This window comes from Bariatricus sp. SGI.154 (assembly GCF_050313795.1).
GTDB lineage: Bacteria > Bacillota > Clostridia > Lachnospirales > Lachnospiraceae > CAMBRQ01.
The window spans coordinates 14374-34357 of record NZ_JBNPMC010000035.1 but is presented as its reverse complement, the minus strand read 5'-3'; the positions used below and the strand labels follow the sequence as shown (position 1 = coordinate 34357).

The following is a 19984-nucleotide window of genomic DNA, read 5'->3' as shown; positions in this document are numbered from 1 at the left end:
AGCTACGATATTTCTGAATTAGGCTTGTCCGAGGGAGCCGTGAGGGGGCTCGTGACGGGTGCTGTTGATGTGCAAATCCTCAACCGCCTGTTGGAACACAGGAATTTTCCTAAGCTGATAGATTTGATACGGATTTATTTTCAGGACACAGCGGCAAAAGGCATAACAGCAAGAAACCAGCTTATCGAGATGGCAACGGCTTCCCTGTCCGACCTGATGAAAGAACACCCGGAACACCGGGCGGAAGCGAAGCAGGATTTACAGCTTTTGAACGCCCAAAAGATGGGGGAACATGAAGCGGAGATTGAAAAAATCAAAAATGTGTTCCTGGCTATCCTGCGGGACATTAAGAAAGACATTGACAACGGGGAACAGCCGGGAGAAGCTGTGACCGCCGCTATGTTCCAAGCCATGCGGGACGCACTGGCGGAACAGAAACAAAAACCGCTTTCCATTGACGATGTAACGGCGATGATAGCTGGACAGATCGGACAGCTTGCACCGATGGATGAAGAAACTGCCGACCTGTTCAAGCAGTTGGCAAAAAAGATGATGAAAGGAATAGAATAATAGCCTGTTATTCGAGATAATAATATGCCATTAGTAAAGCATGACTACCCTGTTTTAGAGTACGATACCGCATCAAAAGCTGTTTTTCAGCCGGGAAATGGGAAAAAATGTTTTCCTGCAAAAGCAGTGTTTGCTTTTTTAGGAGACGAGGTTGAAAATTATGCACATACCCATGATGGAATACAGATAGATGAATTTGAAAGTGCAACAAGACGATATCCTATTTATGAATGTCTTTATAATCAGGAGAAAATATGTCTATGTCCGGCTCCTGTGGGAAGTGCTGCTGCCGTCCAAGTTTTAGAATATTTAATTGCAGGGGGTGTAACAAAGATTATTTCCGTCGGCTCCTGCGGCGTATTGGAAGACATCCCGGAAAATAGATTTTTGATACCTGTTTCTGCATTGAGAGATGAGGGAACATCTTACCATTATCTTCCTCCCTCCCGAGAAGTAGAGATTTCAAAGGCTGGTATAAATGCGATTGAATCTGCTTTAAGCCAAAAGAATATACCATATTGGGAAGTTAAAACATGGACAACAGACGGTTTTTATCGAGAAACAGTAGAAATGGTTCAGTATCGGAAAGAAGAGGGATGTCAAGTAGTAGAAATGGAATGTTCCGCATTGGCGGCGTGTGCAAAATTTAGAAAAGTTACATGGGCTATGCTGCTTTTTTCAGCCGATACTCTTGCAGACCCTCATAAATACCAAGAAAGAGAATGGGGAAAAACAAGTATATCCATAGCCTTAGAATTAGCCTTAGACGCTGTTTTATCAGTTGTTGAGGAGTAAAAATAAATACATATAGGAGTTACAATGAATATAAATGAATTTCCACAACAAGTAAATCAAGTTATTTCAATAGCAGAAACCATATTACAAGGTCAAATATTGGGGATATATTTATATGGTTCAGCAACAATGAATGGGCTGCGTCCAGATAGTGATATAGATATACTGATAATTACTAAACAAGAATTGAGTAATTCAATCAGAGCAGATCTAACAAAGCAATTATTGAAAATTTCTGGCTCCGTAGGCTGTATTGAAAAAAGACCTTTAGAGGTAACTATTATCAATCAATCTGATATTGTTCCGTTGCAATTTCCGCCAAAATGTCAGTATATGTATGGTGAATGGCTAAGGGGAGAGATGGAAGCAGGAGAATATCCGCAAGCCTGCAATGACCCAGATATAATGATTTTATTATGGCAAGCAAGAAAAAATAGCATAACTTTGAAGGGGGCGGAAAGCAAAGAGCTTATTCCCGCTATCCCATTTCACGAAATTAAAAAAGCAATTCGGTTTTCTTTACCTGGTTTGATTTCCAGCTTTAAGGGTGATGAAAGAAATGTGTTATTAACCTTATCACGAATGTGGTTTACTTTAGTAACAGAAGAAATCACGACAAAAGATGTTGCCGCAAAATGGGTAATTTTAAAATTGCCGGAGAGATTTTCCCCCCTGCTAACAACGGCAAAGGAAGCTTATTTGGGAAATTTGTCTGATGAATGGGAGACAGTAGAAAAGGAAGCGATGGCACTTGTAGAATATATGAAAAAACAAATTGAGGAATTACTTAGAACAGAGTAGCAAAGTTAGCGGGGCCAATCAACGGTCAAGATGAACGGCGCATAAATGCGCCGCCGTTGACAGTCCCGCCCGTCTTTGCTGATGGGCAATCAAGGCGGGAAAGCCCTAAAATGGCTTCCCGCCCATTTCAATCTTGAGAGAAGAAACGCTCCAAAATCAGAAAGAGAGCGGTAAATCTGAATTGCGAGGGAGAATGTAGATGAATCAAGGAAGAATTATTGTGATTACAGGTTCGCCGGGAACAGGAAAGACAACAACTGCGTCGATTGTCGCAAAAGAATCGAACATGGATAAATCTGTGCATATGCACACAGACGACTTTTTTCATTATTTAAGCAAAGGAGCAATACCGCCGCATTTACCAGAGTCCAACGAACAAAATTTAGTTGTCATTGAAGCCTTTTTAGAAGCTGCAAAGCGCTATGCCCGCGGCGGATATGATGTAATTGTAGATGGAATTGTCGGGCCGTGGTTTTTAGAACCATGGAGAGCCCTTGTTCGAGAAGATTATGAAGTACACTATATTGTTTTAAGAGCCAGTAAAGAAGAAACTATGAAACGAGCTGTGGAACGTTCAAAATTAGACAGAAAAACAAATGTTGAATTAGTAGAAACAATGTGGGAGCAATTTTGTAATTTGGGGATATATGAATCGAATGTTATAGAAACGACAACCTATTCTATCCAAGAGGCTGTTTTTGCAGTAAAAGAAAAAATTTCAAGTGGAGCCGCATTGCTATCTTAAACGATTTCTAAAAATCGAAATTTCATTTATCAGAGAAATAGCAAAGCCAGTCAACGGTCAAGATGAACGGCGCATTTCATGCGCCGCCGTTGACCGTCCCGTCTGGCTTTGCTGATGGGCAATCAAGGCGGGAAAGCCCTAAAATGGCTTCCCGCCCATTTCAATTATGAGAAAAGAAACACTCCAAAATCAGAAAGAGAGCGGCCAAGCACTTTGAGGGATTGGTCGCCTTGTTCACCCATTCAGCGGAACGGCGGGTGGCGGTCAAGGCCGGGTGTAAGCCCGTTCATTTCAGCCTTGACGGTTGCCCGCTGTCCTGTTACTTTTCCGGGAGTGTAGCCACAACTTCGGGACACTTTGTCCACAAGTCGGAGCGTAGGACGAGGGACGGGGGCTTTCATATACGCCCAGTCTGCTGTTGAAACCAGACCTGTGCTTACGGCTCTACGCCACGCAAGCACAGCCCTGTTTTCCTGCCGCTTCAAATGCCCTTGCCCTCCCCGGCGGCAACGGCATTTTCACGGCAACGCCGACAGAGCGTATAACACACTACACTTTGCTTCGCAAAGTCGTGTGCCAAATGGGGGCGTTGCCCCCTTTGGAAACCCCCACAAGAAAAGGCGGTACGCTACCCCTCCACGGGGCGCATACCGCCTTTTCTTGTTATCCAGCCCTCCGGCTGTATCGGTTGAGCAAAAGTCAGCGTGGGATTGATGTGGTATCTTTATCTAAGTGAACCCCCCAATTCCCATTTGGACACGGACTGTCTGGATATGCCTAACTGCTCTGCCAGTTCTTCCTGTGACCATCCATTCCTTTTTCTTAATAGAATAATCTTCTCCGCTAATATCATAATTCTCTGATCCTTTCTTATCAACATTTCTAATAGATCTCTCAGACGTCTTGCCCATATATTACCAAAAAACCTGGTTGACAACTACCAAGTGCGCTTAGAAATTCCGCACCCGGCAGTTGCAGCTGCTATTTTTCATACCCGGATTATATTTTCTACTGGCTATATATCATCCTTATTAATCATATCATTTTTAGTCAATATCGAAAAGATGCTTTATTATATAAGCGAATGGGAAACTATATAATTTCTTTTTAAATTATTTTCAATCTCATTCCTAATACCATCTTACCAGCGGCAGTTCATTATTAATCCCCTTCGACATCAGCATCTGGTGCAGATCGATGATCCCATTATGAAATGTCGCCGCACAGGAGGCCAGATACATATCCCACATGCGTATGAACCTCTCATCAAACTTTTCCCGAATCTCATTCAGATGCTCCCGATAATTCGCAAGCCAGCAAAGCAATGTACGGTTATAGTGAAGCCGCAGATCCTCTACATCCAATGTATGGAAATCATCCTCCGATGCACAGGAAAGCATCTCCCGAAGACTTGGTACCATGCCACCCGGAAATATATACTTCTTTATCCATGCATCCCCCGGATGCTCCTTAAGCGCACTGATAAAATGCAGAAGGAACAACCCGCCCGGCTTCAAGACCTTACTTACGCAATCCAGGAATAACTGATAATTCTCACGCCCTACATGTTCTACCATTCCTACACTTACCACCCGGTCGAATTGTATCTTGCACTTTGGAAGGTCCCGGTAATCCATCAATTCAACCCTCACCACTTCTTCCAATCCCTGCTCTGCAATTCTTCTCTGCGCCTCTTTATACTGTTCCACACTAAGAGTAATCCCCATGCCATACACCCCATACTTCTTTGCCGCTTCAATCAAAAGAAATCCCCAGCCGCAGCCAATATCCAGAAGCGTCATTCCCGCCGTAAGATGCAATTTCTCCAGGATATAATCCACTTTATTGACTTGCGCCTGATAAAGCGTATCCTCCTCATTCTTGAAATAACCGCAGGAATAACTCATCGTCTCATCCAACCATAATCGGTAAAAATCATTTCCCAAATCATAGTGGCTTCTAACCTCCCGCTCCTGATTCTTCTTTGCTGTCGAGGAGAAAATTAACTTTTTCAATATTCTCTCATCCGTCCGAAACTTCCCCATCTGCCCCAGGAAATGATCCAGCGCATCATACAGATCGCCTTCAATCTCCAGCGTCCCATCCATATATGCTTCTCCAAGTGCCAGTGATGTACTGGTCATCAATTCTCCAATCGGTATCATCTTATGGAAATTCACTGTAAATGTTGGCTTTCCTTCACCAATCAGATATTCTTTTTCTTTTACCTTCACCAGAAAAGGATATTCATCAAATCTCTTCAGGAAATCAATTAAAATATTTTCTGCTATCATCATTCTGCCCTCTTTCCATAATATGCTATGACAGAAGTTTTCCATGATTTTCAGGTTGCTATACAATATTTCTAAAATTATAAGGGTTCAGGGGCCTGATGATTGGGGAATTTTGTTCATGAAGAGTAATTCGTAAGGTGTACAGCCCCTCTCTGCCTGACATTCTTAGGTGTGACTCTTCATGAATGGAGAGGATTCCTGGCGGGATGCGTGGGACACGTTGTTGGATGGGTAACAGATTGGAAGTGGAACGAATCATATTCATGAAATAAACAAAAGTTTTCTTCCTCCCCACACACCTCCAATATGTATCCCCACCAATACCGTTCCACACGCACCCCGCCGGAATACCCCCAATGGAGAAAGCCTTGAGTCCACGGAGATGTCAGGTGCAAGAGCAGGGAAGGTGTGGGCTGTGGTCGGATTATTTCGCCTTAGGCCCCGTTACAGAAAAAGATATCGTCAGTTCGTACGAAACCAGGACCACAAGTCCTGGTTTCGAGAGCATCTGAGTCGTAAGGCCATCAAGGGCTTACGGCGAATATGCCCGATTAGAACTGACGGTATCTTTTTCTGTTACGAGGTCTTGGCGAAATAATCCGGCTACAGCCCACACCTTTCCTGCCCTTGCCACCGTACACCTCCGCCACTCCATTTTCTACATTAAATTCCCATCATACAGAGTCCACTCCCCGATTATAGTTTTCCCAACCGCTTCGCCTCTTCCAACAATCCCACAATCCGTCGGTTACACATTCCAATCTCTACTCCCGCATCAATCACCCTGTCACATTTTCGCACCGCCTCAAGTGCTTCCTGATAAGCCTCATCACCAATCTCCTGAAATGGCTTCTCCACAATCACCTGCGAAGCCAGAAGCCTTGCCAACTGATAATCCACATCATTCTCATACAATATTCCTGCAATAAACGGTGTGTTCTCTTTCTGAAGACGCCGATAAACCGGAATCCCATTTCCACAAGATGATATTACAAGAACTTTCGGCTCTCCGGCAGGTTGCGGCAATTCGATACTTCCAAAACACGGATCAAAAAATCCGTTATCAATCTCATACAATTCCCGGATAATATCCTCCCGGAATACTTCTTCCGGCACGCCGTAATGGGAGATTGTCTCTCCCTTCACGCACAGAATCTTATCCGAGATCTTCTGTGCCAGGTCAATCTCATGCAAAGACATAATCACCGTAATCTTCTCTTTCTTCGCCATCTTGCCAAGAATCGAAAGCAATTCTAACTTATGACGAACATCTAAGAAAGAAGTCGGCTCATCTAATATGATAATATCCGGTTCCTGACAGATTGCTCTTGCGAGCAGTACCCGTTGTCTCTGCCCGTCACTGATGGCATTAAAATCTCGGTTTCCAAGTTCCTGGGCATGGACTGCCTCCATCGCTGCATCCACTTTCTCCTCATCTTCTCTTGAAAGAATTCCAAGACGCCCAGTATATGGATACCGCCCGGTTGCTACAATATCATGGCATGTCATAAGTTCCGGTTTCATACGCTCAGTCAGCACCACTGCCATCTGCGTAGACAATTCCTTATAAGACAATTCCCGAAGATTTCGATCCTCAAAATACACTGTCCCGCCAATCATCCGAAGCTGCCTTGTAATACTTTTTAAGATGGTGGATTTTCCCGAACCATTGGGACCAATCAGTGTTACAATCTCGCCTTTGTTAATCCCGATATTGATATCATGGATCAACGTTTTTCCATTATAGCCCACCGACATATTCTGCATCTGAAAATAATAATCTGCCATCTCTATCTTCCTTTCTTCTGGCGCAGCATCATGACAATCACCACCGGTGCTCCGAATATAGACGTTACCGTACTGATATTCAGTTCCATCGGGGCAAATGCCATCCTTGCAATCAGGTCACACATCATACAGAATACTGCTCCGCCTAAGAATGTTGCCGGAACCACCACCAACGGTCTCGCCGTATTCAGCGCCCGCCGTACAAGATAGGGGACAGCAATTCCAACAAAAGAGATTGGTCCGGCAAATGCGGTCACACACGCAGAAAATATACTAGACAACAGAATCAGCGCCACCCGGAATGCCCTGATATTTACCCCCATGCTCTGAGCATAAGCCTCTCCCAACTGATATGCACCAATCGGCTTGGACAAGAAAAATGTTAACAGAAGCGTAACTCCAACCATCACTGCAGCAACCCTTACATTACTCCAGTTCATACCAGAGAAACTTCCCTGCGACCAGCCATGCAGATTAATAATATCCGAATCCTCTGCGAAAGTAACAACAAAATCTGTAATTGCTGAGCAGATATAGCCAATCATAATACCACCCACAAGCAGCGTCGCCATATGATGAATCTTTCGATTCATCAGCAGGATGAATCCAATCGAGATCAATGAGCCGATAAATGCAGCCAAGATCAGCGTATACGAAGAAAATGAGCCAACATGCTCTAAGAAAAAGACCATTGTAAGCGCCACCACCATCTTCGCTCCCGAAGAGATTCCCAGTACAAATGGTCCCGCAATCGGATTAGAGAAGAAAGTCTGTAACAGAAAACCGGCCAGGGACAACGCCCCGCCCAGGATTGCCGCCATAAGGATTCTTGGCAATCTTATCTTCCAGATAATGCTATATTCCACATCATTTCCACCATGACCGAATAGAATCTCCCAGATCTTCGAAACAGATATATCTACATTCCCCGTATTGATATTCAGTACTGTAATCACGCAGAATGCTACAATCATTGTCAGAAATACAACCGTATACCTGCTCCTCCGTCTGAAATTTTCTTCATGAAAACTATTACTTTCCTTTGCCATTCTTTCTCTCGCCATACTCTCTCATCTTTTTCTTCTGCGTCATCAGAACCACCGCCGCCGCTCCAATCACAATCACTACGACAATTGCTGCCATAGGGACTGGATTCTTCTTCCCTATCGGCAATGATTCCGAGTGAAACGTAAGAACATATTCTACTTCATGAGGCGTACTCATTGCCGTCGTATCTGCGATTACCGTCATCCCCTCATCATACACAAGAACAGGTATCTCGAATACAGAATTCCCCTCCGTGTTGACAGGGAGATACTTCTTTCCATTTACAAGCATATAATCATAATTGGAACTGCTCCATTCAATCGATGCTGTCCCTTGCTTATCCTCGACTGTTAATTTTGCCGGAGAAGAGATAGATGCTCTGCCGCTTCCGCCTTCCATATCTACTTCAATCTCATATGTCCCGTCTGCCAGGTCAATCTCGGACTGTCCAATGCCTCCCACTTTCTCCTGCTCCTTCGCTTCCTCTGCCGCTTCCTCTGCAGAATCCATATCCACTTTATATAAGAAATGCATCTCACCGACATCTCCACCTGTAAGCATCAGATGAATATCCGCAATCAGATTCCCTACAACATCCGTTGCCTGATACAGATATCTCCCGGTACACCATACATTGCCAGTCTTTACTGCCTTAAACTCCGCAAACAATTCACTCTTAGCCAGCAAGTCATCCACCGTATCAATTGGATTATCAATACTTGAATTGTAGATCAGGTAATCCGCCTCTACCGCCGCAGCGTAGAACTCTTCCATCGTCAGTTTTACTGATGAACTCTGATTCTCTGTATTCTCCAGATCATCGAAAGCATATCTTCCTCCGGCAATCTCGATCATGGCCGGGATATAGTCATCTGCCTTACGGACAACCACGGAACCGTCAGTATTCACATAGAAAAATGCCACTGTCTTCTCCGTATTCTTAAAGCCTTTCAGTTCCTCAATCACTTTCGCCTGCTCATCAAAGAACACTTTTGCTTCTTCATCCTTATCCATCAAAGCTCCATACAGTTTAATCCACTCTGTTCTTCCAAGTGGATGCGTCTCATAACTGGAACGGTCAATAAACACCGGAATTCCAATATCTTCAATCATCTCCTGTACCTTCGGCGTATGCAGGATCATCGTTGATTCTATGGCAATATCACAGCCCTCATCAACCATAAGTTCATAATCCGGCTCACTGTATTTCCCCGCAAAGAGCATATCTCCTGTCTCCATAGCCGTGGCTGCATCTTCGATATACCAGCCAGAGGCATCTGTACCTGACAGGCGGATAGCATCAACAGAGTCAAGCGCGTCAAATAAAGCCATTGCAGAAGTTGCCGCCAGATAGATCTTATCCAGAGGCTTCCAAAGCACAACGATATCCTGATCCAAATTCTCAGGCGCCTCCCGCCCTTCCGGCACAACAAGGTATCTTGCGCTGTCATATACATCAATCACTTCATAGCCATCCTGATAATAATACACGGCGAATTCTGTCGCGTAATCCAGTTCCAATGTCTTCTCATAAGTAAGCCCCTCAATCTCAGGTATCTCACCTCTCTCAAAAGTTGATTCATTCGTGTTTATGTCAGAAGCATCGCTTTCTACAGAGGCTTCTCTGTCAGTCTCTGCCGCATCATCTGTATGATCCTTCCCTTTGGCACATCCCGCAATACTCATCAGAAGCATTAGAAGTACAAGAGCAAAACTAGCCCATCTATTCTTGTTGTCTTTTATTCTTCTCATAATAATTTCTCATTCCTGATTCTTACTTCAGTTCCACAAACTCCCCTTCTTCACAGATCTGCACAATACATCCATCCTCAATCAGATAACCTTCACCGCGAAGTTCACATCTTCCATCTTGCACTAACACATAACTGCCATCTACCAGCACATAGAATCTGTTTCCCATACTGTCAGGATAAGTAATATCTTCATATAGCCTTTTTCCATCCAGTATATTCTCTCTTACTTCCTGATAATGGGGCAGAATCATCACATCCGTAAGACCAAGCCCCGGAATCCATCTCTGGTAGTCCGGATCTATGGATTCACCATCAAGTTCGGGCTGCGCGTAAACTGTATCGGCACAGTTCATCGTTCCGGCACTGATTCCCATCACGATTCCCTCATAATCCTGAATCAGTTCTTTCAAGCCAAGCCACTCAAAAAAAGCATTCTGTGTAGGCACATGACCACCCGCCAGGATAATTGCATCGCTCATGGCAATGAGGTCAGCGATATCTGAAGCATTTCGCTCATCACAGACAGCCATATCCGATATCGTAAGTCCATGATAGGAGAATGCATGATAGAATGTCTCCATCATCTCATCATTCATCTCAAAATTCTCCGGATCAGAACTGATAATCAGACACTGGGAATCCGGTTTCCAACTCCTCGAAAGTTCTGCAACGAATTCATTCGCCTCATTCAAAATACACGGTATGTCCAGCCCTTCTGGCACATCGTTGCTGCACGGGCTGCTGGTTAAAAATAATATCATATATATTCCTTCTCTTTCTTTTATAATTATACATTATCGGGCGAAGCCCGCCAGCCGAAGGCATGTATTACGGGATGCTCGAATGAGTATACTTTCAATTATTATAACCTTAATGATAGCCGCATTCAATCATTACATTCCTGCTTCCATCATCTGCCTGACAGTCTCCGGACTGATCTTTCCTTCCATCGGTCCAAATGCGGCCGCATTCAATGCTCCGGCTGCCGCTCCCATCCGTGCCGCTTCTTCGATACTTTTTCCCTGTACAAGCCCCGCCAGAAATGCCCCGTCAAAACAATCACCGGCTCCGGTAGCATCTAACTGTTCCACCTTATAGACGCCAACTTCCTTCACTTCATCCCTTGTATAGATTCTGCTTCCCCTTGAACCATTCTTTAACACAAGAATCTCAAGTACAGGATTTTCAAAACACTTCTTTACAGCAGCTTCCACAGATGCTTCTCCTGTAATCAGAAGCAATTCCTCCACACCCGGGAGAAAAATGCTGGTATTGTCCATCACCTCGCGGATTACTGCATGGATCGAATCGTCCGTAAATAATTCTTTTCTGATATTAGGATCAAAAGATATCTTCGTGCCATCTCCAGAAAGCAGACACATCGTCTTTAATATCTCCTGCGCAAAATCCCTATTCGCCATCAGAGAGCACCCCATGATATGCATATATTTTACTGTTTCAAATTCTCCCGGTTCAGGAGCCCTGGCTTCCACCGCCGGAGTATTCCCCATATGGAAGATAAATTTCCGGGAACCATCGTCAAAATATGTAACGAATGCACATCCGGTTGAACGCTCTTCACTTTCTATCACATGGCTTACCTCGACTCCATCCTTTTTAAGACGCTCCAACAGACATTTGCCAAAATCATCCTTCCCGACTCCGCCTATGATCGCTGTCTTACAGCCAAGACGCGCTGCCGTATCAATGCAGATTGCCGGTGCGCCGCTTGGATAAGGACCTCTAAACATTCCCTCTTCATACAACTGTACATTCTCGCGGTCACGCATAATCTCGACAAGCATCTCACCCATTACCAATATATCTGTCATCCCTGTTACCTCCTACATACCGGTCATTCTCTTCTATCTGCGGCTATATAAGCCTGCGTAGTATTCATTTCCTTTATTGTATCAAACCGACATACGGATTACAATATTCTGAATGAAGATGAATTCCTGTATAAGAAAAGCGGGTACCTCTTTCAAGATACCCACTTCTTCGAACACACTGACTAGCCAGTTGTTCTATTCTTCATCTCTTCTTTTTCTCTTATACCTCAGGGTAAATCCGCCAACTCCTGCGGATGCTGCTGCAAGTCCAAGCAATCCAAAGATACCTGCCGGATCACCTGTCTTTGCTGCACCAGATGACTTGTCTTTCTTAGTTGTCTTATTGGTGGTTGTATTGTTGGTTATATTGTTGGTTGTATTATTCGTAGCGTTATTCTTCGTATTATTCGTAGTGTTATTCGTATCATTTTCACCATTGTTGTTATCACCACCGTTAACATCAACTTTCACCAGTCCCGCAATTGCTGTTTCAAGATCTGCTGCCGCTTTTTCTACATCTTCTTTCGTACCATTTGCCTGTGCTTCTTTTGCCACTGCAAGTGCTGCCCGAAGTGCATCCCAGCCTTCTTTATAATCACTCTGGTTCAGACCTTCTGCTTTATCGATCACGCTGTCTAATACAGAAGTATCAACCGTAGAATATACGAATGTCAGATCTGCATAGCCAGTAGATGCTACTGCAATTGTATATCTTGCACCTTCTTCGAAGATAGGTGAATCGCCGGATTTCACAGATGTATCGATCGTTCCAAGAGTGCCCTTCTTCTCATCCTTATTAATGATTGCTATAGAACCTCTTCCGCTTGCCGCATATGCCTTATCGTTAACCGTAACCGTCGTAACATTCTTAATATACTGTTCAAAGTCAACTGCTTCTGCCCCGTCTGCCACTACCAAAGCCGGTGCCTTGATATCAGCATTGTATACTGCCGGAATATCTTCTGTATACAACTCGAATGTAGTAATCAGATCCGCATATACTTTACCTTTATCGCTTACTGTCAATGTATACAGTCCATTTGAAGCATTAGCGAATGTCAGGACATTGCCATTTACTTTTACGTCCAGATCATTTCCTTCTGAATCTTTTACACTATATACCGGTACATATTCTTTCGGCAATTCTGACATGGTAATACTTGTCTCGCCTGCTGTTACCGCTGCCTTCTCAACCTGTACTTCTCCGCCAAATTTCACCGGCACATAGATATCCTCCAAATCAACATCTAAGATTCCTTTCGATGTATAGTATGTTACTTTATCTATGGTCTTTCCCATCATAGTCTTATAATGATCTGATGCGGTCGGGCAGCCATGTACCGCTGTTGTATACCCTGTACACCATGCAAGTTCAATACCCTTCCAAATATTCTCAAGATGACGGAGTCCATATCCTGATCCATCCGTCGTACTGATAACAACTCCATATACTGTATCACTATTCGTATCAATACCTACGCCATCCAGATCCAACTGATAATCGCCATAAGATGTATCTGTTGTAAATCTTTCTTTCACACCTGACACAGCCGTTATCGTTCCCTGTGCTTTACCAAAACTAAGTTTACCGTTCTCATCTACAATGAGTTCCTTATAATAAGATGGTGTATCATTCTCATTTAATATGTAGTAAGAATAACTTTCGTTCTCGAACAGTGCGCCAGAACCTGTATAAGTATTCGTACTTGTCTGACCTCTGTTTGTCACTTTAATTGTCACAGAATCTTCATCTGTAACTATCAATTTGCTATCTAATTTGTCAAGATCACTATTCTTTACCTTAACAGGATAAGTGATACCTGTAATATCACTTCCGTCTGCATTTACATGATAAGACCCTTTTGCCATGACTCCTGTGTTAGTTCTTGACTTGTTCAATGTTGCAGATGAAAATGCATCCACAGGCTCAGAGTTATTCACTTCTGCCGCATAGAAATCAGCATAAGGAATGTTCATCAGAACATAGGTTGCTCCTTCCTCCGCCTCTACAAGTGCTGCAATCGCTGCATTCAGTGCCTCTGCTGCCGCTGTCACAGCAGCCTGGTCTTCTGCTGATAGAGCAGACTTCGCTGCTTCCAGTTTGGACTCCACTTCACCCCAGGACTCTGGGGTATATTTACTTCCATCCAGTGCCTCTGCCGCCTGAATTGCCTCATTCAAAGCAGAAAAGTCAACCGGCGTAGTTGTCGAAGCGGTCGGAGCCTCCTTAATCAAACTCAACATGGCTTCTTTTACCGCTTTCCTCGTGCAGGTTGCACGGCTTACCGCATCTGGATTATAGGAATTCAACGTCTCCTCTGACGCTGCCTGACCTGATAACGCTGTGTTCATCAGACTAACTGCCTGATTTAAGTATGATCTACTGTCAGCAGTATATCCCGCTCCTCCGGTCACAGTAATATTACGAAACTTTCCATCCACAACATCAAAAGAAACCGTTGCTTCATAATTATCCCAGCCCCATTCATTTTGTGAGAGCGGATCATCTGATTCAACCGTTACCTTGCCGCTATAGGTGTTATCTGCTGCCACTTCAGACCCTGTCGCAGCCATTGCCACACTTGGACAAAGACTCGCAGCCATTGATACAGTCATAACACCAGCCAGAATCTTTGCTTGTAACTCTTTCCTCTTCATATTATCCTCCTTTTATTGATAAGATTTTATTAATAAGTTAGCGTATGCTAACCATTAATCTTAAATTAAAGTACGCATAAGCGTACTCTTATCAAATTCCAAGCCATAGGTACAATCCCAGGAGTATCACGGCCTTAATCACCGTGAATACAACTTCATTTCCCCGTAAAGCATGGATTCCGCAATGTATATTCCCTTTCGGGCATGTATCTACACACTTCTGACACTGAAAACAATCACCGCTTACAGTAACCTCACCTGCCTCCGGCAGTTCCACATCTGCAGGACATCTTTTCGTACATGCGCTGCATCCTTTGATACACTGCTCGCGGTCTCTGTGAAGCGAAAAGAATGGCAGCACCGGGAGAAGCGTGAATACCGCTCCCATCGGACACAGGAATCTACAAAAGAATCGTTCCTGTATGCACATTCCCACCAGAATCAGTAATAGAATGATAAGCCCCGGAATATATCCACCCAGTTTAAAGTTTCCGGCATGTATCATGGAAAATACATCCCATGGGCTTGTTCCCTGCGCTTTTGCGTAGATACCTTCATAACACAGAAGAACAATCAGCGCCAGTACTGCATATTTCACCATTGCCAGTTTAGCGGTTAATTTCCCATTCAATTTGACTGGTTTCTTCTTCATCCTTTTACAGATCCATACATACAGTGCATACACACCATCTCCAAGACTTCCGAATGCGCAGGCGAATCCACAGAAGAACCGCCCGAATACAATCGTGTACAGACACAGTACAAGTAGCACTGCTACGAAGGACGTAAGTTCTACTCTCTCGCCCTCTCCAATCTGTGTGAATATATATTTCACTCCTGCGAATGCTGCCGTGTAGGCAGAAGGCAGAAACAGGAAATACAATAACTGAATCACTGCTCTTACCCATGTATGTATCTTTTTCTTGTCTTTTGCTGTAAGGTTATGTATATCCATCTTCTTCATCCTACTTAGCAGCCTCCTCTAATGCCTGGGCTGCTGCATTTTTTATTCCCGTGGAACTGAATGTCGCTCCACTTATGGTATCTACCTCTGTGCTCTGTGCATCAATGATCGCTGGGATGATATCCTGCGCCATAGACAGATATGCTCCATCTTCGTTGTCGGCAGATAGAATCTGTATCTGTCCAATCTTGCCTCCGTCAATCGTAACCTTGACAGATATCGGACCTCCGAACCCATCTGCCTCACCTGTATAAGCGCCATCCTGATACTCTACGCTGTCCGCATCACCTTCACCGGCATCCGCTGCATCACCCTTCATTATTGCCAGTTCTGCGCTCAGCCTGGCAACCTGGTCCTCTTTCTCTCTGGCTTCGATTACCAGATTATATCCTCCCAAGAGTGCAGCGATTGCCACACAACTTACACATCTTACCCAAAATGTCTTCATAAATTCTGCCTACCTTTTTGCATTCTCAAGCGCCTGTCTGCAAGCCTCTATCATCGCATCAGAAGTACAGGTTGCTCCGCTTACCACATCTATATCATCCAGAGAATTTTTTTCCAGAATCTGCGTTACAACACCAGGCTTGCCGCTTCTTCCTTTTATCGCAAGGTTGATATATCTCTCATTACCTGAATCACCATCTCCAGTGATATCTGCCACTTCCACGATCCGGTCACTCCTAACAGTAATCTTAAGCGCCAGATTATACGCTTCAAAGTCTCCATATTCATCCGGCTCACATAGTACAACCGCTGTATAATCTCCATTGATATACACAATTCCTTCTTCTACATCCGGTGTATCCTCCCCAGGATGATTCTCTCCCGAGTCATCTCCTTCCGGATTATCTCCCGGTTTATTCCCCGGCTGATTCTCGTCAGGATCATCTCCCTCCGGATCGCTTCCAGGCTTATCGCCAGGCGTGATACCATTCGTTACATTCTCAGCCTCCTGTAACGCCTGCTTAATCGCATCCAGGATTCCTCTGGAACTGTAGGTCGCCCCAGATACCAGATCTACGTTCGTATCCTGTCTTGCAACCACATTCTCTGCAACCGCTTTCGCCCGGCTTAAGAATGCCTCGTCATCCTCCGTCTTCGTAATCAAAATCGCTTTTATCGTATGATCCTGAATTACAACTGCAACAGTGATATCTCCCAGATATCCTTCCGCAGTACCATAGTAGATTCCCTCATTATATGGTATCGTTCCAGTCACAACGCTTCCAGAACTTCCTGGCTGGGACGGATTCTGATCTTGTCCTCCATTATTTCCTGAAGAAACATTGGCATCCGAATCCGTTATTGCTGCTTGCTTTAATGCATCCCGAACAGCCTCAATGATTCCCACCGAACTATAAGTTGCACCCGACACCGTATCTACATTCGTACTTTGTGTGGAAATAATATTCGAGATCAACGAGGATGCTTTACTGATGAATGTGCTTCCATCCGTTGTATTCGTAATATCTATAGATGCAATCTTTCCTCCATTTACAACGACTTTCACCGTCAGAGGTCCGGCAAATCCGGTCCCTGTACCATAATAAGTTCCATCCTTATACGCTTTTGGATCTTCTGCCGCACTGACCGTCTTAGATCCCGCTGCCGACGAAGTCGCTCCTGCCGCCGCAATCTCTCCGCTATCCGTCTCACCTGTCAACGCATTCTTTACAGCACGAATAATACCTTTAGAACTATAAGTCGCCCCCGACACTACATCCACATCCAGACTCTGTGACTCGATAATCTTATCAATCACTCCCCTGGCACGATTGAAGAATGCAGTATCATCCGCTTCGACACTCAGCACATTAATCGCCACTATCGTCTTATCCTTAATTTCAACAGCCACCGTAATCTTTCCGGCAAACCCGGTCCCCGTACCTTCATAGACACCATCTTCCAGATTAAAAGAACCTTTTACTGCTTCCGGCTCTTCTTCCGTGTTCATTTCTTCCACTACTGCGTCGCCGTCTTCTTCCGCATAGACCGGCACCGCATATCCCCTCAGCGAACCGATAATGCACGCTGCTACCAGAATTACCGCTAGCACCGGTGCATATGCCGATAACCTCTTTATTTTCTCCACGCTTCATTCACCTTCTCTACGATCTTTCCTTCTCTATCAGTTTTGTTTTTCTACTATTTTCACTTCATAATCCGATTCAAAACTCCCAGCAATTCCTTCACTCACCCACAACACTTCGTCCGTATCCATCAATATTATATCGAATTCGCTGCTATGTGCTCGCCAATACTCTATCGCTTCATCCTTACCCATGATGAACAGTGAGGTAGACAACCCATCTGCCAGTGTTCCATCCGCACTGACAATCGTAACGGATACAAGCCCATTATCGGCAGGTCTCCCCGTCGTCGGATTAATAATATGGTGATAAGTAGTATCATCTTGCTCAAAATATCGTTCATAACCTCCCGACGTTATCACTGCCCGGTCTTCCGTCGACAAAACTCCCAGATATTCATTCTCATCCTCCGGGCTCTGAATCGCTATACGCCATTGGGAGCCATCCGTTTTAGTTCCCAGCACCTGCACATTGCCGCCCAGATTGACAAGACCGCTTTCGATACCACACTCCCGGTAAATATCCATTACTCTGGATGATGTATAGCCCTTCGCAATCCCACCAAAATCAATCTGCATTCCTTCCATTTGGAATCCCACAGAGTGTTCATCCACATCATATTGAATCCGGGATGCATCCGTAAGTTTCAACAATTCTCCAATTTCCTCATCAGATGGCACCCGGTAGTTCTCATCAGTGAATCCCCATGCTTTCATAACCGGGTAGATGGCTATGTCAAATTTCCCTTTTGTATCCTGATACAATTCTAATGACCGCGTAAGCAGGTATTCCACATCCTCCGATATATTACCGCCGCCATTTTCATTAATCTGTGCAACTTCACTGTCTGATTGCCCGGTAGACAGAAGTGCATCCAGCCGCTCGATCTCAACTGCCGCTTGGTCAACTGCTTCTTGCGCATTCCCGCCATATGCCGTAACCGTCATATAGGTATCCATGGCAAATAACTCCCGGCTCGCTTCATTGGAACTTTCTTCAGAACTATTCTTCTGATTACTCGTAGTTTCCGATATCTGACTTTCATTCTGGGATGCATCATCACTATGGTTCTTACACCCGCTGATGCAAATACATCCTATCATGCATAATGCGATCCATAATCTCTTTTTCATTACCTTCATTCTCCAAAGTTAGGTTTTGCTAACTTTGACATTCTAACATTTACCAACTCTCTAGTCAATGATTTTGATAATTGTTATCATTTATTTTGATTAATAATTATCAACAATATCCGTCCTTGTATTTTTCCCTATGAAATGTTAGGATAAGAATTATAATAATTCGCAGGAGGCTACAAGATGAGTTATACCAAACACAAATCAGAAGAATCTGTCGAAGATTATCTGGAAGCGATTCTTGTTTTAAGCAATCGAATTCCAGAAGTGCGCTCAATTGACATTGCGAATCATCTGAACTACTCAAAACCCAGCATCAGTGTTGCAATGAAGAATCTGAAGAACCGTGACTATATAACGGTTGGGGATACCGGACATATTCACCTGACTGCAGAGGGACGTAGAATCGCAGAATCCGTATACGAACGCCACACACTGATCTCTGACTGGCTGATCCGCCTGGGCGTAAATCCGGAAACTGCTGTGAACGATGCCTGCAAGATGGAACATGATATCAGCCCGGAAAGTTTTGAAGCCATAAAAAACTACATTCAAAACAACTAAATGGGGACGTAGTAAAATGCATTTTTACTACGTCCCAAACTAGCATATGTGGTGTACCTAATCGTACTTTAGGGTGTACCCAATCGTACTTTGGGGTGTACCCAACTTTCATCTACCCCAACGCCACATCCAATATCATCATCACCAAGAATCCCACGATAAATCCCAACGTCCCTGACTTCTCTCCTTCTCCTGCATAAGCCTCCGGTATCAGTTCCTGAACGACTACATAGATCATCGCCCCCGCAGCGAAAGACAGGAACCACGGCATCCCGACTCTTACTGCTCCTGCAAGCACCGCTGCCGCCACGCCGAATATCGGTTCCACTACCGCCGACATACTTCCAATGAAAAACGCCTTCTTCTTGCTGATCCCATTCTGCAATAACGGAAGCGCAACCGCCGTTCCTTCCGGAAAATTTTGGATTGCAATGCCAATCGTAAGTGCAATTGCCCCGGACAGAAGCGCTGCATCCTGAAGGTTCTGTGCCGCCAATGCAAATGCCAGCCCAATCGCCATTCCTTCCGGTATATTATGCGCCGTAATTGCCATCACCAGCATAGCCGCACTCTTCTCCAGTTTCAGGCTCTCCCATTTCCCCAACAGATAATCCACCACCAGCAGCAGTATCACGCCAAGCAGGAAACCTCCCGTAATCACCAACCAGCTGATCTGTCCATTTTCTTCTGCGAATTCAATCCCCGGAAGCAGAAGTGACCACACTGAGGCAGCAACCATCACCCCTCCGGCGAATCCTAAGAATCCACTCTGTATCTTCCCGCCCATCTCCTTCTTCACAAAAAAAATCCCCGCAGCGCCAAGTGTCGTTACGGAGAATGTAAGTAATGTTCCTAAGAACGTCCATAGAATACCATACATTTTCCTCACCTCATATTCAGTATATGGCAAGGAAAATGTATGGTTCTTATATTTCGCTATTCT

Annotated in this window: 17 protein-coding genes and 1 pseudogene; 5 read left to right on the top strand and 13 right to left on the bottom strand. The window is 44.5% G+C overall.

Features of this window, described 5'->3' with window-relative positions; genetic code table 11:
• From ACQRBN_RS13865 to ACQRBN_RS13850, 4 genes are all read left to right on the top strand, one after another.
• Positions 1–570 (top strand): XRE family transcriptional regulator (locus tag ACQRBN_RS13865; protein ID WP_427739595.1); only part of this gene is annotated, 570 nt, incomplete at its 5' end.
• Positions 571–594: 24 nt separating this feature from the next.
• Positions 595–1365 carry a nucleoside phosphorylase gene (locus ACQRBN_RS13860; RefSeq protein ID WP_002578723.1) on the top strand — a complete coding sequence of 257 codons (771 nt, stop codon included), beginning with the start codon at positions 595–597 and terminating at the stop codon, positions 1363–1365.
• 24 nt (positions 1366–1389) lie between these two features.
• Complete coding sequence (ant(9), locus tag ACQRBN_RS13855) at positions 1390–2166, top strand: aminoglycoside nucleotidyltransferase ANT(9) (RefSeq protein ID WP_052084611.1); 777 nt, start codon at positions 1390–1392, stop codon at positions 2164–2166.
• A gap of 199 nt (positions 2167–2365) precedes the next feature.
• The gene (locus tag ACQRBN_RS13850; protein WP_002578721.1) at positions 2366–2911 is read left to right on the top strand and encodes an AAA family ATPase; all 546 of its coding nucleotides are present in this window, start codon (positions 2366–2368) and stop codon (positions 2909–2911) included.
• A 730-nt stretch (positions 2912–3641) separates the two neighbouring features.
• Here ACQRBN_RS13850 and ACQRBN_RS13845 read toward each other — a convergent pair.
• The 12 genes and pseudogenes from ACQRBN_RS13845 to ACQRBN_RS13790 form a co-directional block, all read right to left on the bottom strand.
• Positions 3642–3764, bottom strand: a pseudogene (locus ACQRBN_RS13845) (helix-turn-helix transcriptional regulator); the annotation flags it as partial.
• Positions 3765–4041: 277 nt separating this feature from the next.
• Positions 4042–5205 (bottom strand): class I SAM-dependent methyltransferase, encoded by a 1164-nt coding sequence (locus ACQRBN_RS13840; protein WP_427739597.1) that lies wholly within the window; start codon positions 5203–5205, stop codon positions 4042–4044.
• Between the two features lie 696 nt (positions 5206–5901).
• On the bottom strand, positions 5902–6993 hold the full coding sequence (locus ACQRBN_RS13835; protein ID WP_427739594.1) for an ABC transporter ATP-binding protein: 1092 nt from the start codon (positions 6991–6993) through the stop codon (positions 5902–5904).
• A gap of 2 nt (positions 6994–6995) precedes the next feature.
• Positions 6996–8057, bottom strand: a complete 1062-nt coding sequence (locus ACQRBN_RS13830) for a FecCD family ABC transporter permease (RefSeq protein WP_427739593.1) — start codon at positions 8055–8057, stop codon at positions 6996–6998.
• Entirely contained in the window at positions 8026–9792 is a 1767-nt protein-coding gene (locus ACQRBN_RS13825) for an ABC transporter substrate-binding protein (RefSeq protein WP_427739592.1), read from the bottom strand. The genes ACQRBN_RS13830 and ACQRBN_RS13825 overlap by 32 nt, the downstream gene beginning before the upstream one ends.
• 22 nt (positions 9793–9814) lie before the next feature.
• On the bottom strand, positions 9815–10555 hold the full coding sequence (locus ACQRBN_RS13820) for a Type 1 glutamine amidotransferase-like domain-containing protein (RefSeq protein WP_427739591.1): 741 nt from the start codon (positions 10553–10555) through the stop codon (positions 9815–9817).
• 132 nt (positions 10556–10687) lie between these two features.
• The gene (locus tag ACQRBN_RS13815; RefSeq protein ID WP_427739590.1) at positions 10688–11626 is read right to left on the bottom strand and encodes a sugar kinase; all 939 of its coding nucleotides are present in this window, start codon (positions 11624–11626) and stop codon (positions 10688–10690) included.
• A 195-nt stretch (positions 11627–11821) separates the two neighbouring features.
• Positions 11822–14284: a hypothetical protein gene (locus tag ACQRBN_RS13810; protein WP_427739589.1), complete on the bottom strand. Its 2463-nt coding sequence runs from the start codon at positions 14282–14284 to the stop codon at positions 11822–11824.
• Between the two features lie 91 nt (positions 14285–14375).
• Complete coding sequence (locus ACQRBN_RS13805; protein ID WP_427739588.1) at positions 14376–15248, bottom strand: 4Fe-4S binding protein; 873 nt, start codon at positions 15246–15248, stop codon at positions 14376–14378.
• A 1-nt stretch (position 15249) separates the two neighbouring features.
• The gene (locus ACQRBN_RS13800) at positions 15250–15696 is read right to left on the bottom strand and encodes an FMN-binding protein (protein ID WP_427739587.1); all 447 of its coding nucleotides are present in this window, start codon (positions 15694–15696) and stop codon (positions 15250–15252) included.
• 9 nt (positions 15697–15705) lie between these two features.
• Positions 15706–17343, bottom strand: coding sequence for an FMN-binding protein (locus tag ACQRBN_RS13795; protein ID WP_427739586.1), 1638 nt, complete (start codon positions 17341–17343; stop codon positions 15706–15708).
• A gap of 36 nt (positions 17344–17379) precedes the next feature.
• The gene (locus tag ACQRBN_RS13790; RefSeq protein ID WP_427739584.1) at positions 17380–18474 is read right to left on the bottom strand and encodes an FAD:protein FMN transferase; all 1095 of its coding nucleotides are present in this window, start codon (positions 18472–18474) and stop codon (positions 17380–17382) included.
• A gap of 186 nt (positions 18475–18660) precedes the next feature.
• Here ACQRBN_RS13790 and ACQRBN_RS13785 point away from each other — a divergent pair, with 186 nt between their 5' ends.
• Complete coding sequence (locus ACQRBN_RS13785; RefSeq protein ID WP_427739583.1) at positions 18661–19041, top strand: metal-dependent transcriptional regulator; 381 nt, start codon at positions 18661–18663, stop codon at positions 19039–19041.
• A gap of 112 nt (positions 19042–19153) precedes the next feature.
• Here ACQRBN_RS13785 and ACQRBN_RS13780 read toward each other — a convergent pair whose 3' ends face one another.
• Positions 19154–19921: a ZIP family metal transporter gene (locus ACQRBN_RS13780; protein WP_427739582.1), complete on the bottom strand. Its 768-nt coding sequence runs from the start codon at positions 19919–19921 to the stop codon at positions 19154–19156.
• Positions 19922–19984: the final 63 nt, after the last annotated feature.